Below are 16,091 nucleotides of genomic sequence, written 5' to 3'. Positions count from 1 at the left end.
GGGCTGTTCCTTAGATTCCGTGTTTCGCCGTTACCAGCGATAGTGCGAGAAGGCGCGGTTGGCTTCCGCCATCCGGTGCACGTCTTCGCGCTTCTTGACAGCGTTGCCGCGGTTGTTCGAGGCGTCGAGCAGCTCAGCCGAGAGCCGCTCGGTCATCGTCTTCTCGTTGCGATCGCGCGCAGCCGAGATCAGCCAGCGGATGCCCAGCGCCTGACGGCGCACCGAACGAACTTCGACCGGCACCTGGTAGGTCGCGCCGCCGACGCGGCGGGAGCGCACTTCGATCGTCGGCATGACGTTCTCGAGTGCCTGCTCGAACACGCCGAGGGGGCTCTGCTTGGTCTTGGCTTCGATGATACCGAACGCACCGTAGACGATGCCTTCGGCGACCGACTTCTTGCCGGCATACATCACCGAGTTCATGAACTTCGTGACGATGATGTTCCCGAACTTCGGATCGGGAAGAACTTCGCGCTTTTCCGCTGAGTGGCGACGAGACATTGAGCTGGTTCCCGCTTACTTCGGACGCTTCGCGCCGTACTTCGAACGACGCTGCTTACGGTTCTTGACGCCCTGGGTATCCAGAACGCCGCGGAGGATGTGGTAGCGCACGCCGGGCAAGTCCTTGACGCGGCCGCCGCGGATCATGACCACCGAGTGCTCCTGAAGGTTATGGCCTTCACCCGGGATGTAGCCGATCACCTCGAAGCCGTTGGTCAGGCGCACCTTGGCGACCTTACGAAGCGCCGAGTTCGGCTTCTTCGGGGTCGTGGTGTAGACGCGGGTGCAAACACCACGCTTCTGCGGCGACTGCTGCAGCGCCGGCACCTTCTTGCGCGACTTCTGCACTTCACGCGGTTGAGCGATCAGCTGGTTGATCGTCGGCATCCTGGCCTTACCCTTTGTTCTGCCGCGGTCCCTTCCGGGTCCGCTGTCTTGGCGCGGCCCGTTGCCGGAACCGCAATTCTTTTCGGGCCACCCGCCCGACGAGGTCGCCTCGCACGGAACAATCCGCACAAAGCGAAATTGCGCCAACCGCTCCATCACCGAGCGGAAAGCGTTACGACGCCACAGAGGACCGCAGTTTCAGGCCAATCAGCATAGAGCTGCGGCCCGCGCACCGAGGTCATGCATCCGAATTCGATCTCAAGAGAACGAGCTCAAGAGACCTAAAATCGCACTGGCATTGCCTAGCTATGATCGACAGCGTTTGAGCGGCATTCGTCGAGGTTGGTGCCCGTCTTAGCGATCCCTGAGGATCCGATCCTTGGGGATCTAATCCCTGCGGATCAACGGGTGGCCCGTTCCGACGCTGGCGATGCTCACCGCCTGTCGTTAAGTGAGGCGCTTTCTATAAGTGAGAGTCGGCCAAGTCAAGGTGAAACGACAGTCAGAAAACGCTTCTGCCACCTGACGAAATCGCTGTTTGCCCGCACTCGCCGCGCCTGCTGGATATGGGGACCGGACATCTGTTCCGCCAGCCCAAAAGCAATTTATATCCGGGCAAAATGTACTTTTATAACCCTTGCTAAGGCTTTTTTTTCTGTTGATGCGTCAATCTGCCGCCTGCGGCAGAGATTTGCACCATGCGCTACACCGACATTGCCATTATCGGCGGGGGATTGTCCGGCTCAACCGCCGCCGCAATGCTCGGCCGCGCTGGCATTTCGACGGTGCTGATCGACCCGCATGCGAGCTATCCGGCGGACTTTCGAGTCGAAAAACTCAGTGGTCACGTCCAGGTCGAGCGATTCCTGAGGACCGGAATCGGAGAATCGGTGCTGCGCCGCGCGACCTTTGCCGGCGAAAACTGGATCGCCCGATTCGGCCGTTTGCTCGACAAGGCGCCGAGTCGGCAGTTCAACATCCTCTATGATTCGCTCGTCAACGCCGTCCGCGACGAGATCCCTGCTGGCGTCGAGCGCATCTGTGCCAAGGCGGTCTCGGTCGAGACGAGCCCGGAGCGGCAAAAGATCACGCTCTCCAATGAGGAGACGATCTCGGCCCGGCTGGTCGTGCTCGCCAACGGCCTGAACGTCGGCCTGCGCCACCAGCTCGGCATCGCGCGAAAAATCATCAGCGCCTGCCATTCGATCTCGATCGGGTTCGACGTGGTGCCGGCGGGGCGGAATTCGTTCGACTTCCCGGCGCTGACCTATTTCTCGGAACGGCCGAGCGACCGAATCCCCTACATCACGCTGTTTCCGACCGGTCCGCGGATGCGCGCCAATCTGTTCGTCTATCGCGGCGTCGACGACCCATGGCTGCGCGAATTGCGCCGCGCGCCAGCCGAGACGCTGAACGCCGCCCTGCCCCGGCTCAAGCGCATCACCGGCGCCTTCGACATCGCCGGCGAGATCAAGATCCGTCCGGTCGACCTCTATGTGAACGACGCAAGCGGCCAGCCCGGCCTCGTGCTGGTGGGCGATGCGTTCTCGACCTCCTGCCCCGCCGCCGGCACCGGCTGTGACAAGGTCTTCACCGACGTCGAGCGGCTCTGCAACGTCCATATCCCGGAGTGGCTCGCCTCCGACGGGATGGACGGGGCCAAGATCGCCACCTTCTACGCCGATCCCGTCAAGCGGGCCTGCGACCAATGGTCGGCGGCGAAGGCGTTCGAGTTCCGCTCCGTCTCGACCGCGACGAGTCCCTACTGGACCGCGCAGCGCTGGGCGCGCTTCATCGCTTGGTCAGTTCAAGGCTTGCTGCGGCCGCTCGGAGGAGCAATTCATCTGGAGCCGAACTTCCTCGGTCACGCCTCCTCGTCGTCCTCGTCCTCGTCGAGGTCGTCTTCATCCTCGTCGTCATCGTCGCTGTCGTCATCGGCCTGAGCCACAGCGCCATGCGGCTGGTGGATCTGGTCGTTCCACAGCTTGCGATAGGTGCCGTTCCTGGCGAGCAGCTCGGCATGCGAGCCGCGCTCGATCGCCCTGCCCCCTGAGATCACGATGATCTCGTCCATCTCGACCACGGAGGTCAGGCGATGGGTCGACCAGATCATGGTGCGCCCCTTCGCGACCTTCAGCAGCGTGCGGTTGATCGCGGCCTCGGTGGTCTGGTCGAGCGCCGAGGTGGCTTCGTCCAGCAGCAGCACGGAAGGATTACGGATGACCGCGCGCGCGATCGCGATGCGCTGGCGCTGGCCGCCCGACAGCGTATCGCCGCGCTCGCCGACCGGCGTGTCGTAGCGCTGCGGCAGGCTCATGATGTAGCGGTGGATCTCGGCCTTCTTGGCAGCGTCCTCCACCTCCTCGTCGGTCGCGCCTTCCTTGCCGAGCCGGATGTTCTCGCGAATCGACATGTTGAACAGCATGTTCTCCTGGAACACCACCGCCATGCTCCGGCGCAGCGAATCCAGCGTCACCTTGCGGACGTCGACGCCGTCGATGGCGACGCGCCCCTCGTTGGGCACGTACAGCCGCAGGATCAAATTGAGCAGCGTGCTCTTGCCGGAGCCCGAGGGGCCGACGATGGCGATGCGCTTGCCGGCGTTGAGCTTGAGGCTGAGATTGTCCAGCACCGGCGTCTGGCTGCCTTCGTACTGGAACGTCACGTGGTCGAAGGTGATGTCGTTGGTGATGCGCGGCAGATCGGGCGCGCCGGGACGATCGGCGCCGCGCGTCGGCTCATCCAGCAGCTCCTGCATGTGGCGGATCGCGGCGGCCGAGGAGATCGACACCGGGATGAAGTGCATCACGTGGGCGATGTTGTAGGAGACCTCCCAGAATGCGCTCTCGAAGGTGACGAAGGTGCCGATGGTGATCTGGCCCTTGGTCGCCAGATAGGCGCCGATCGCGAGCACGACGAGGTGCAGCAGCAGCACCGAAATGGTGACTGTCCGCTCCACCATGGTCGACAGGAACGCAGCCGAAGCGATCTTGCGGCGGGTCTCGTCGTTGCGGAAGCTGAAGAAGCCGAACATCTTGCGTTGCAGGCTGAACGCCTTGATCACGGCCTGCGCGGCCACGTTCTCCTGCACCATGCCGAGCAGCGCGCTCTCGTTCTGCTTCTGCTCGTAATTGGCCTGCACCGCCTTCGGGGTGAGGATGCGCGGCCCGATCAGCGTGATCGGGAACACCAGCAGCGCGACCGCGGCGAGCTGCCAGTTCAGGAACAACATCAGGATGATGCCGGCGATCAATTCCAGGAACGGCAGCGCTGCACTGTTGGCGAAGGTCTTGACCGAGCCCTCGAAGGCCGAAAGGTCGACGGAAAAGCGCGACAGGATCTCGCCGCGCTTGGTGCGGCCGAAATAGGCCGCCGGCAGGTCCTGGACATGTTCGAACAGGCGCTTGCGGACGTCGGAGATGATGCAGGCAGCCAGCCTGGCGTCCCAGCGCTCGTACCAGACCGCCACGATCGAGGTGAAGATGCCGGCGACCGCGAGCACGCCGAGGATCTTGTAGAGCGCCTGGAAATCCTCCTCGCCGAGCGCGTCGTCGATCAGGTACTTCAGGCTGAGCGGCATGATGACGTTGAACAGCGTCTCGACGCAGACGCCGAACGCCACGAATGACAGCATCCGCTTGTAGTTGGACAGGAACGGCTTGACGAAACCCAGGATGGTCGCGAGCGCGCCCGCGGCCTCGCGCGCGGTAAAGACGACGAGTTCCTCGTCCTCATCGTCGTCGTCGAGCTCCAGCTCGTCTTCCTCCTCGTCTTCGTCGTCCTCGTCGTCTTCGAGGTCCGGCTTGACTGGGACAAGCTTGTCGTCGAGCTCGGCCGCCTCTTCCGTGGCGAGTTTCTGTTTGTCGGGCGGGAGGGGCTTGGACGCCATGAAACCAACCGATGCTGACGGCCGGCATGACCGCGGAGAAAGCAGGAAATAGCGGCAACCGCTATCGCACCGATTCTATGCGATCATGACGAATTCGGCAAAGCAATTGGCTACGCCGGTCCGATCCTGTCTCTAGTCGTCGTCCTCACCCTCGACCTTGTCGAAGAAGGAATAACGCAGGCTGTCGGCGTCGGCGTACCACTGGCCCGGGCCCTTGTTGGCGGCAAGCGTCGCCTCCCAGAGCGCATCGGTGCAGTCCTTGCGGTGCATCGACAGGTCGAAGCCGTTGCCGAAGAACAGCTCGGACCATTCCCACCAGGTGCCGAGCTTCTTGACGCCGCGCAGCAGGTCGTAGCGGTCGATCACGACCGAAGCCATGTCCGAGGTGATCGAGCCGAACACGAGGCCGGTCTTGACCACGCGGTTCAGTTCGCGGATCGCGCGGACCACCTGCTTCGGGGAAACATGGCAGAGGCTGGTCTCGAACACGAAGTCGAAGGCGCCATCCTTGAACGGCATGTCGGTGATCGAGCCGAGCTTGTTGTACTTCTTCAGCGCCTTCGGCGTCCTGGCGTGGATGGCGCGGTTGTTCTCGATGCCGAAGGCATCGATGCCGCGATCGCGCAGCGCGCCCACCAGTTCGCCGCTGGCCGAGCCCGCGACCAGCAGCTTGGCGCCCTTGGCCTTGCCCCAGACGATGCCGATCAGCTTGGTGAGATAATCGGGATCGGTGAAGTGGCGCCAAGCTTCGCTGTAGGGACCGAGGCCGCGATAGTTCTCGAAATAGTCGCGGTCGATCTTGTCCGAGACCGGCTCGCCCTCCTCCTGTCCGCGCTCGCGGCGCAGGCGCATCATCTCGGTCAGGATGATGTCGGTCGCCGCGTCCGAGGAGTCGAGCAGACCGTTCAGCGTGGAGTCGAACAGATAATCGCCGACCACCACGATGCCGGGATGCTCCTTCGGCTCCGGCCGGTGATTGGTCATGACGTCGCGCACGGGCAGACCGCCGGGGATGGCGTTCACCGACGACAGCCAGCGGTGGATCTTGCCTTCTACGAAATGCGAACGCGCATCGCCGAGCGAGGCGGGCAGCGATTTCAGTGCGGCGTCGATCAGCTCCTGATCCGACAAATTGGCGAAGGCCAGCGCGTCGGAGCCGGGAATCAGCCAGTTCAGCACGCCGTGCTTGCCGACGTCATGGCGCGCGCCCTCGTTGTAGACGCAGCAGCCGCCGAAGGCTTCCGACATGAACCAGGCGCCGGAAATCTTCTCGCCCCAGAACGGCGTGTCGAACAGGATCGAGACGCGCAGATAGTGCGCGGGACGATCGAAATACGAGACGTGCTTGACCATCGACTTGCGGAGCTGCTCGCCTTCCCAGCCCATCGTCGCGAGCCACGAATGCGGCAGGCAGACCAGCACGAGGTCGAAGTCGCGCGTCTCCGGCCCCTTGCCGTTCATCATCTTCAGCTGGTAGCGGCCGGTCGGCGCCTTGCCGACGGTGAGCACGCGGTGATTGAGCTGGACGTCGGCGTTGACCTCCGACTGCAGGCACTCGATCAGCTGCTCGTTGCCGTTCTGGATGGAATAGAGGCCGATATAGCCGTCGACGTCCATCAGGTAGTTCTTGAGCGCGTTGAGCCCGTTGGTGTTGTGGCTTTCGGTCGCGATGTCGGAGCGCGCCATCACCTTGAAGAAACGCTTTGCGGTTTCGTCCTCGACCTCCTCGTCGAGCACCTGCTCGGCGGTCTTGTAGGCCCAGGGATTCTCGTTGTCGTGCGCGCCGACGCCCTCGTAATATTCGATCGGCGTCATCGCCTCGGCGCAGCGGTTCCGGAACGCCTCGATCGCAGCCGCAGTCTTGGCGCCGTATTTGCGGCGCATGCCCGCGACGTCGTTGAGGAGCTCGCCGCCGAACTGCACCTGCTCGGCGTCCATCGGAATGGTCTGAAGTCCGAAATGCTGGATCAGCTCGCGCAGCGGATCGGGACCGGTCATCGAGTAGTCGTAGATCTCGGCAACGCCGGCCTCGTACATCGCCGGCGCGGAATCGAATTTGCGCGTGACGATCTTGCCGCCGAGCCGGTCGGAGGCCTCGTAGATGGTGATGCGGCAGAGGTCGCCGAGCTTACGCTTCAAGTACCAGGCGCTCATCAGCCCGCCGGGGCCGCCGCCTACGATTGCGAGATCAAGCATATGAGTTCCGTGGTCTCCGGCCCTGCCCCCGTCACGGGACCACCGGTCTAACTTCCCTTAGCAGAAGCGCTTTTGCGCCTGAAGGAAAGATGAACAAAGGTTGATCCTGCACCGCAACAGGCAAACAAAGCAGCAAAAAGGCCGGCTTGCGCCGGCCTTTTCATTGTCCTCGGTATTCCTACGGATGAACGATTATTCCGCAGGAGGCAGCGCAGGAAGCTCCGCTTCCGGCGCGGGCGACACGACGGCCGCCTGCTTCTCGCGCTCGTCCAGGATCAGCTTGTCGCGCTTCATCGCGACTTCGCGGATCTTGGCCATGGAGGCGCCGGTGCCCGCCGGGATCAGCCGGCCGACGATGACGTTCTCCTTGAGGCCTTCGAGCGGATCGACCTTGCCGTTGACCGCCGCTTCCGTGAGGACGCGGGTGGTCTCCTGGAACGAGGCCGCCGAGAAGAAGGAGCGGGTCTGGAGGCTCGCCTTGGTGATGCCGAGCAGAACCGGCGTTCCCGTGGCGATCTTCTTGCCCTCTTCCTTCGCCTTCTCGTTGAGCGCGTCGAACTCGATCTTGTCGACCTGCTCGCCGGAGATCATGTCCGTGTCGCCCTGGTCGGTGACTTCCACCTTCTGGAGCATCTGACGGACAATCACCTCGATGTGCTTGTCGTTGATGAGCACGCCCTGGAGCCGGTAGACCTCCTGGATCTCGTTGACCAGATAGGCCGCGAGCTCCTCGATGCCCTTGACCGCCAGGATGTCGTGCGGCGCCGGGTTGCCTTCGACGATGAAGTCGCCCTTTTCGACGACGTCGCCGTCCTGAAGGTGGATGTGCTTGCCCTTCGGGATCAGGTACTCGCGTGCCTCGTCGGTCTTGTCCATCGGCTCGATCGAGATGCGACGCTTGTTCTTGTAGTCGCGTCCGAACCGGATGGTGCCCGAGATTTCGGCGATGATCGCCGCATCCTTCGGACGCCGTGCCTCGAACAGTTCCGCCACCCGCGGCAGACCGCCGGTGATGTCACGCGTCTTGGCGCTTTCGGTCGAGACACGGGCGAGGATGTCGCCCGTATTGACCTTGGCTCCGACGTCGACCGAGAGAATGGCATCGACCGACAGCATGTAGCGGGCATCGCCGCCACGGGCGAGCTTGAGCACCTTGCCGTCCTTGCCCTTAACCACGATGGCCGGACGCAGGTCCGCGCCGCCGCGGGTCGAGCGCCAGTCGATGACCACGCGCTTGGCGATACCGGTGGCCTCGTCGAGCGTTTCCGAGATCGACTGCCCCTCGACCAGATCCTCGAAGCCGATGGTACCTTCGACTTCGGTGAGCAGCGGACGGGTGTAGGGATCCCACTCGACGATGCGCTGGCCGCGCTTGACGGTGTCGCCCTCGTCGACGTGCAGGCGCGAACCGTACTGGATACGGTGCGTCGCACGCTCGGTGCCGTCGGCATCGACGATCGCGATCACCATGTTGCGGACCATCGCGACCAGGTGACCTTCGCTGTTGCGGGCGATGGCCTTGTTCCTGATCACGATCTTGCCGTCGAAGTTGGATTCGACGAACGACTGCTCGTTGAGCTGCGCCGCACCACCGATGTGGAAGGTGCGCATGGTCAGCTGGGTGCCGGGCTCGCCGATCGACTGCGCCGCGATGACGCCGACGGCTTCACCGTGGTTGACCGGCGTGCCGCGGGCGAGGTCGCGGCCGTAGCACATGCCGCAGATGCCGTTGACGAGCTCGCAGGTCAGCGCCGAGCGGATCTTCACCTCCTGCACGCCACCCTGGTGGATGGCGTCCAGATGGCTCTCTTCCATCAGCGTACCGCGCTTGATGATCACCTTGCCCGAGCTGTCACGCACGTCTTCGCAGGCCGTGCGGCCGAGGATGCGCGAGCCGAGCGAGGCAACCACGGTGCCGGCATCGACGATGGCGCGCATCTTGATGCCGAGCTTGGTGCCGCAGTCGTTCTGCGTGATGATGCAGTCCTGCGCCACGTCGACGAGGCGACGGGTCAGGTAGCCCGAGTTCGCGGTCTTCAACGCGGTGTCCGCGAGGCCCTTACGGGCGCCGTGGGTCGAGTTGAAGTACTCGAGCACCGAGAGGCCTTCCTTGAAGTTCGAGATGATCGGCGTCTCGATGATCTCACCCGACGGCTTGGCCATCAGGCCGCGCATGCCGGCGAGCTGGCGCATCTGGGCCGGCGAACCGCGGGCACCGGAGTGAGCCATCATGTAGATCGAGTTGATGTCGGCATCCGCCCCGCTCGCCGTCTTCTTGGTCGAGGAGATCTCCTTCATCATCGCCTTGGCGATTTCTTCCGTGGCCTTCGACCAGGCGTCGACGACCTTGTTGTACTTCTCGCCATGGGTGATCAGACCGTCGTTGTACTGCTGCTCGAAATCCTTCGCCAGCGTACGGGTGGTGTCGACGATCTTCCACTTGGAGTGCGGCACGACCATGTCGTCCTTGCCGAACGAGATGCCGGCCTTGAACGCGTTGTAGAAGCCGAGCGCCATGATGCGGTCGCAGAAGATCACAGTCTCCTTCTGGCCGCAGTGACGGTAGACCTGGTCGATCACGCCCGAGATTTCGCGCTTGGTCATCAGCTTGTTGATGATCTCGTACGAAATCCGCGGGTTCTTCGGCAGCAGGTTGCCGAGCATGACGCGACCCGCGGTGGTCTCGATCCAGCGCGTCGAGACCTTGCCGGTCTCGTCCATGCCCTGCCACCGATACTTGATCTTGGTGTGGAGGTGGATGACCTTCGCGTGCAGCGCGTGCTCGAGCTCAGCCATGTCGCCGAAGATCTTGCCCTCGCCGGGCAGGCCTTCACGCATGATCGAGACGTAGTAGAGACCGAGCACGATGTCCTGCGACGGCACGATGATCGGCTGGCCGTTCGCCGGATGCAGGATGTTGTTGGTCGACATCATCAGGACGCGCGCTTCCAGCTGCGCCTCGAGCGACAGCGGAACGTGCACGGCCATCTGGTCGCCGTCGAAGTCGGCGTTGAACGCGGCGCAGACCAGCGGATGCAGCTGGATCGCCTTGCCCTCGATCAGCACGGGCTCGAACGCCTGGATGCCGAGACGATGCAGCGTCGGTGCGCGGTTGAGCAGCACCGGATGCTCGCGGATGACCTCGTCCAGGATGTCCCAGACCTCGGGCCGCTCCTTCTCGACCAGCTTCTTCGCCTGCTTCACGGTGGTGGACAGGCCCTTGGCGTCAAGCCGCGAGTAGATGAACGGCTTGAACAGCTCGAGCGCCATCTTCTTCGGCAGGCCGCACTGATGCAGGCGCAGCTCGGGACCGACCACGATCACCGAACGGCCCGAATAGTCGACGCGCTTGCCGAGCAGGTTCTGACGGAAGCGACCCTGCTTGCCCTTGAGCATGTCGGCGAGCGACTTCAGCGGACGCTTGTTGGCGCCCGTGATGACGCGGCCGCGGCGGCCGTTGTCGAACAGCGCATCGACCGCTTCCTGAAGCATGCGCTTCTCGTTGCGGATGATGATGTCCGGCGCGCGCAGCTCCATCAGCCGCTTCAAGCGGTTGTTGCGGTTGATGACGCGGCGGTAGAGGTCGTTGAGGTCCGAGGTCGCGAAGCGGCCGCCGTCCAGCGGCACCAGCGGACGCAGGTCCGGCGGGATCACCGGAACCACGGTCATGATCATCCATTCCGGCTTGTTGCCGGAGTGGCGGAACGCTTCCACGATCTTCAGGCGCTTGGCGAGCTTCTTGTGCTTGATGTCGGAGTCGGTCTCCTGCATCTCGAGGCGCAAGGTGGCTTCGAGCTTCTCGAGGTCCATGCCCTTGAGCAGCTCGCGGATCGCTTCCGCGCCGATCATGGCGGTGAAGGAATCCTGGCCGTACTCGTCCTGTGCCTTCAGATACTCGTCTTCCGACAAGAGCTGACGGTCCTTCAGCGCGGTGAGACCCGGCTCGAGCACGACGTAATATTCGAAATAGAGGATCCGCTCGAGATCCTTCAGCGTCATGTCCAGCAGAAGGCCGATGCGCGAGGGCAGCGACTTCAGGAACCAGATGTGCGCGACGGGGGCTGCGAGCTCGATATGGCCCATGCGCTCGCGCCGGACGCGCGACAGCGTGACCTCGACCGAGCACTTCTCGCAGATGATGCCCTTGTACTTCATGCGCTTGTACTTGCCGCACAAGCACTCGTAGTCCTTGATCGGCCCGAAGATGCGGGCGCAGAACAGGCCGTCGCGCTCGGGCTTGAAGGTACGGTAGTTGATGGTCTCCGGCTTCTTGATCTCGCCGTAGGACCAGGACAGAATCTTCTCAGGAGACGCGATCGAAATCCGGATCTGGTCGAAGACCTGAGCCGGAGTCGTCGGGTTGAAGAGATTCATAATTTCTTGGTTCATCGTCTTCTCCTCGCGTGCCGGTCGCCTACGGCCGCAAATTCGAAAATCACTCAATCGGGGCGCCCTGCCCTCAAGGCCTCGGGAGGGGCGCCGATGCCCGGCCGTGAAGGCCGGGCATGAAAGGTCGTATTACTCGGCTGCTTCCGACGTCGGCGCCGGTCCCACCTTGGAGTTGTGCAGGTCGACGTTGAGGCCGAGCGAGCGCATTTCCTTGACCAGCACGTTAAACGATTCCGGAATACCGGCCTCGAACGTGTCGTCGCCGCGGACGATCGCCTCGTACACCTTGGTACGGCCGGCGACGTCGTCCGACTTGACCGTCAGCATCTCCTGGAGCGTGTACGCCGCGCCGTAAGCCTCGAGCGCCCACACTTCCATTTCGCCGAAGCGCTGGCCACCGAACTGCGCCTTGCCGCCCAGCGGCTGCTGGGTGACGAGCGAGTACGGACCGATCGAACGCGCGTGGATCTTGTCGTCCACGAGATGGTGCAGCTTGAGCATGTAGATGTAGCCCACCGTCACCTTGCGATCGAAGGCATCGCCGGTACGGCCGTCATAGACGGTCGACTGACCCGAAGCGTCGAGACCGGCAAGCTTCAGCATCTCCTCGATGTCGGCTTCCTTGGCGCCGTCGAACACCGGCGTCGCGATCGGCACGCCGCGGCTCAGATTGTGACCAAGCTCGATCAACTCGTTGTCGTTGAGCGACTTGATCGTCTCGTCCTCGCCGTAGACCTTCTTCAAGGTTTCCTTCAGCGGCTTGATGTCCTGCTTCGACAGATAGGCATCGACCGTCTGGCCGATACGCTTGCCGAGGCCGGCGCAAGCCCAGCCGAGATGGGTCTCGAGGATCTGTCCGACGTTCATGCGCGAGGGCACGCCGAGCGGATTGAGCACGATGTCGGCATGCGTACCGTCTTCGAGGAACGGCATGTCCTCGATCGGCACGATCTTCGACACCACGCCCTTGTTCCCGTGGCGGCCGGCCATCTTGTCGCCGGGCTGGATCTTGCGCTTCACCGCGACGAAGACCTTGACCATCTTCATCACGCCGGGCGGCAGTTCGTCACCGCGCTGAAGCTTCTCGACCTTGTCGAGGAAGCGCTGTTCCAGCCCCTTCTTCGACTCGTCGTACTGCTTCCGCATGGCCTCGATCTCGGCCATCAGCTTGTCGTTCGGCGAAGCGAACAGCCACCACTGCGACTTCGGGTACTCCTCGAGCACCGCACGGGTGATCTTGGTGTCCTTCTTGAAGCCCTTCGGGCCCGCAATGCCCTGCCGTCCCTCGAGGAGCTCGGCAAGACGGTTGTAGACGTTGCGGTCCAGGATCGCCTGCTCGTCGTCGCGGTCCTTGGCCAGACGCTCGATCTCTTCCCGCTCGATCGCCAGCGCACGCTCGTCCTTGTCGACGCCGTGACGGTTGAACACGCGCACTTCCACGATCGTGCCCTGCACGCCCGGAGGAACGCGCAGCGAGGTGTCGCGAACGTCGGAGGCCTTTTCGCCGAAAATGGCGCGCAGAAGCTTTTCTTCCGGCGTCATCGGGCTTTCGCCCTTCGGCGTGATCTTGCCGACCAGGATGTCGCCGGCGCGCACTTCCGCGCCGATGTAGACGATACCGGCTTCGTCGAGGTTCTTCAGCGCTTCTTCCGAGACGTTCGGAATGTCGCGGGTGATTTCCTCAGGGCCGAGCTTGGTGTCGCGGGCCATCACCTCGAACTCCTCGATGTGGATCGAGGTGAAGACGTCTTCCTTCACGATCCGCTCGGAGAGCAGGATCGAGTCTTCGAAGTTGTAGCCGTTCCACGGCATGAACGCGACCAGCACGTTGCGGCCGAGCGCGAGCTCACCGAGATCGGTCGACGGACCGTCGGCGATGATGTCGCCCTTCTTGACGATGTCGCCGACCTTCACCAGCGGACGCTGGTTGATGCAGGTCGACTGGTTGGAGCGCTGGTACTTCATCAGACGGTAGATATCGACGCCCGACTTGGTCGGATCGAGATCTTCCGTGGCGCGGATGACGACGCGGGTCGCGTCGATCTGGTCGATCACGCCCGAACGGCGCGCCGCGATCGCGGCACCCGAGTCACGCGCAACCACACCTTCCATGCCGGTGCCGACGAACGGCGCCTCGGCGCGAACCAGCGGCACCGCCTGGCGCTGCATGTTCGAGCCCATCAGCGCGCGGTTGGCGTCGTCGTTCTCGAGGAACGGGATCAGCGCCGCGGCGACCGAAACGAGCTGCTTCGGCGACACGTCCATGTAGTCGACCTTGTCCGGCGTCACCGGCAAGACTTCGCCGGCGTGACGGCAGACCACGAGATCTTCGGTGAAGCGGCCCTTCGGGTCGAGCGGCACGTTGGCCTGCGCGACCGTGTAGCGGCCCTCTTCCATCGCCGAGAGGTACACGACCTCGTCGGTGACGCGGCCGTCCTTGACCTTGCGGTACGGCGTCTCGACGAAGCCGTACTTGTTCACGCGCGCGAAGGTCGCGAGCGAGTTGATCAGGCCGATGTTCGGACCTTCCGGCGTCTCGATCGGGCAGATGCGGCCGTAATGCGTCGGATGCACGTCGCGCACCTCGAAGCCGGCGCGCTCGCGGGTCAGACCGCCCGGTCCAAGCGCCGACAGGCGGCGCTTGTGGGTGATCTCCGACAGCGGGTTGGTCTGGTCCATGAACTGCGAGAGCTGCGAGGAGCCGAAGAACTCGCGCACGGCGGCAGCCGCCGGCTTCGCGTTGATCAGGTCCTGCGGCATGACCGTGTCGATGTCGACCGAGGACATGCGCTCCTTGATCGCGCGCTCCATGCGCAGCAGGCCGATGCGGTACTGGTTCTCCATGAGCTCGCCGACCGAGCGCACACGGCGGTTGCCGAGATGGTCGATGTCGTCGATCTCGCCCTTGCCGTCGCGCAAATCCACCAGCGTCTTGATGACGGAGAGGATGTCTTCCTTGCGCAGCGTACGCTGGGTGTCGGGCGCATCGAGGTCGAGGCGCATGTTCATCTTGACGCGGCCGACCGCGGACAGGTCGTAGCGCTCGGCGTCGAAGAACAGCGACTGGAACATCGCCTGCGCCGAATCCAGCGTCGGCGGCTCGCCCGGACGCATCACGCGGTAGATGTCGAACAGCGCGTCCTCACGCGTCATGTTCTTGTCGGCCGAGAGCGTGTTGCGGATATAGGCGCCGACATTGACGTGGTCGATGTCGAGCAGCGGCAGCTCCTTGTAGCCCTGCTCGTTGAGGGCCTTCATCGACTTGTCGGTGATCTCTTCACCGGCTTCCGCGTGGATCTCGCCGGTCTTCGGGTTGACGAGGTCCTCGGCGAGATAGTTGCCGACGAGCTCCTCATCGGACAGCCGCAGCGCCTTCAGGCCCTTCTCCTGCATCTGACGCGCACCGCGCACGGTGAGCTTCTTGCCGGCCTCGAGCACGACCTTGCCGGTGTCGGCGTCGATCAGGTCGTTGATGGTCGAGTAGCCGCGGAAACGGTTGGCGTCGAACGGAACGCGCCAGCCTTCCTTGGTCCGCTTGTAGAGAATCTTCTTGTAGAACGTGGACAGGATCGCCTCGCCGTCGAGGCCGAGCGCGAACATCAGCGACGTCACCGGAATCTTGCGGCGACGGTCGATACGCGCATAGACGATGTCCTTGGCGTCGAACTCGATGTCGAGCCAGGAGCCGCGATACGGGATGACGCGGGCGGCGAACAGCAGCTTGCCCGACGAGTGGGTCTTGCCCTTGTCGTGATCGAAGAACACGCCGGGCGAACGGTGCATCTGCGAGACGATGACGCGCTCGGTGCCGTTGACGATGAAGGTGCCGTTCATCGTCATGAGCGGAATGTCGCCCATGTAGACGTCCTGCTCCTTGATGTCCTTCACCGACTTCGCGCCGGTTTCCTCGTCGATATCGAACACGATGAGGCGCAGCGTCACCTTGAGGGGTGCCGCGAAGGTCATGCCGCGCTGGCGGCACTCGTCGACGTCGTATTTCGGCTGCTCGAACTCGTAGCGGACGAATTCCAGCATCGAGGTGCCCGAGAAGTCGGAGATCGGGAACACCGAGCGGAACACCGCCTGCAGGCCCTCGTCAAGACGCCCGCCCGCGGGTTCGTCGACCATCAGGAACTGGTCATAGGACGCCTTCTGAACCTCGATGAGGTTCGGCATCTCGGCGACTTCCTTGATGTGTCCGAAGAACTTGCGAACGCGTTTGCGACCGGTGAATGTCTGCTGCGCCATCGTGGCCTCTCATTTCGTCGCCCGCTCCGGGCGCGCCGTCCAGGACGCGGTTGCCACCGCTCCCCGGGTTGAATTTTTCGAACCCGTTTTGGGGACCAAAAATCCAGATTCAGACCGTCATGTCCTGAATCTGTTCTTCAGACCTTCAAAACGCAAAACGACGCGCGGGGCGCATAGGCACGCCCGCCCGTCACAACGATTGTCTTCACGGACTGCAAAAGCCCGAAATAGCCTGCTCTCCCAACGGCTTACAGGGAATCCGGCATCCCTGCCCACCGCGCTTTCGTGCTGTCGAACCGATATGGGGCGACAATAGTCGAGATTCGAGGGGTTAACCTTCAAATCCCAACACTTTTTCGTGTTCGGCCCGCGTCGGGATGTTCCGTCGCACGCCTTTTGCATATTGCCCACCCCTTAGATGGGTGGTCCGAGACCCCGGACTTCGCTGATGCTCGCCCGGGATCTCGCGCCAGTAAGCGTT

At 63.2% G+C, this 16,091-nt stretch carries 7 protein-coding genes; 1 reads left to right on the top strand and 6 read right to left on the bottom strand.

Translation table 11 applies throughout. From position 1 onward, the window contains the following. Window positions 1-30: 30 nt before the first annotated feature. Window positions 31-501: a 30S ribosomal protein S7 gene (rpsG, locus tag AB7531_RS17410; RefSeq protein WP_063982575.1), complete on the bottom strand. Its 471-nt coding sequence runs from the start codon at window positions 499-501 to the stop codon at window positions 31-33. A 15-nt stretch (window positions 502-516) separates the two neighbouring features. Further along, a complete protein-coding gene (rpsL, locus tag AB7531_RS17405) occupies window positions 517-888 on the bottom strand; it encodes a 30S ribosomal protein S12 (protein WP_007603006.1) in 372 nt (123 codons plus the stop codon). Window positions 889-1,586: 698 nt separating this feature from the next. Here rpsL and AB7531_RS17400 point away from each other — a divergent pair. Continuing rightward, the gene (locus AB7531_RS17400; protein ID WP_063982574.1) at window positions 1,587-2,831 is read left to right on the top strand and encodes an FAD-dependent oxidoreductase; all 1,245 of its coding nucleotides are present in this window, start codon (window positions 1,587-1,589) and stop codon (window positions 2,829-2,831) included. On the opposite strand, the gene AB7531_RS17395 is transcribed toward AB7531_RS17400, so the two are convergent. From AB7531_RS17395 to rpoB, 4 genes are all read right to left on the bottom strand, one after another. Then, complete coding sequence (locus AB7531_RS17395; RefSeq protein WP_063982573.1) at window positions 2,753-4,777, bottom strand: ABC transporter ATP-binding protein; 2,025 nt, start codon at window positions 4,775-4,777, stop codon at window positions 2,753-2,755. The genes AB7531_RS17400 and AB7531_RS17395 overlap by 79 nt on opposite strands. A 132-nt stretch (window positions 4,778-4,909) precedes the next feature. Then, window positions 4,910-6,973, bottom strand: a complete 2,064-nt coding sequence (locus AB7531_RS17390) for an FAD-dependent oxidoreductase (protein WP_085405454.1) — start codon at window positions 6,971-6,973, stop codon at window positions 4,910-4,912. Between the two features lie 192 nt (window positions 6,974-7,165). Then, window positions 7,166-11,362: a DNA-directed RNA polymerase subunit beta' gene (gene rpoC, locus AB7531_RS17385; RefSeq protein WP_071912831.1), complete on the bottom strand. Its 4,197-nt coding sequence runs from the start codon at window positions 11,360-11,362 to the stop codon at window positions 7,166-7,168. Window positions 11,363-11,491: 129 nt separating this feature from the next. Further along, entirely contained in the window at window positions 11,492-15,610 is a 4,119-nt protein-coding gene (gene rpoB / locus AB7531_RS17380; RefSeq protein WP_028152884.1) for a DNA-directed RNA polymerase subunit beta, read from the bottom strand. Between the last annotated feature and the right edge of the window lie 481 nt (window positions 15,611-16,091).

Origin of the sequence: Bradyrhizobium sp. 63_E2_N1_3, assembly GCF_052076005.1 — a bacterium.
Classification (GTDB): Bacteria; Pseudomonadota; Alphaproteobacteria; order Rhizobiales; family Xanthobacteraceae; genus Bradyrhizobium; species Bradyrhizobium barranii.
Note: the sequence above shows the minus strand (reverse complement) of the source record. Positions and strands in the feature narration are given on the sequence as shown.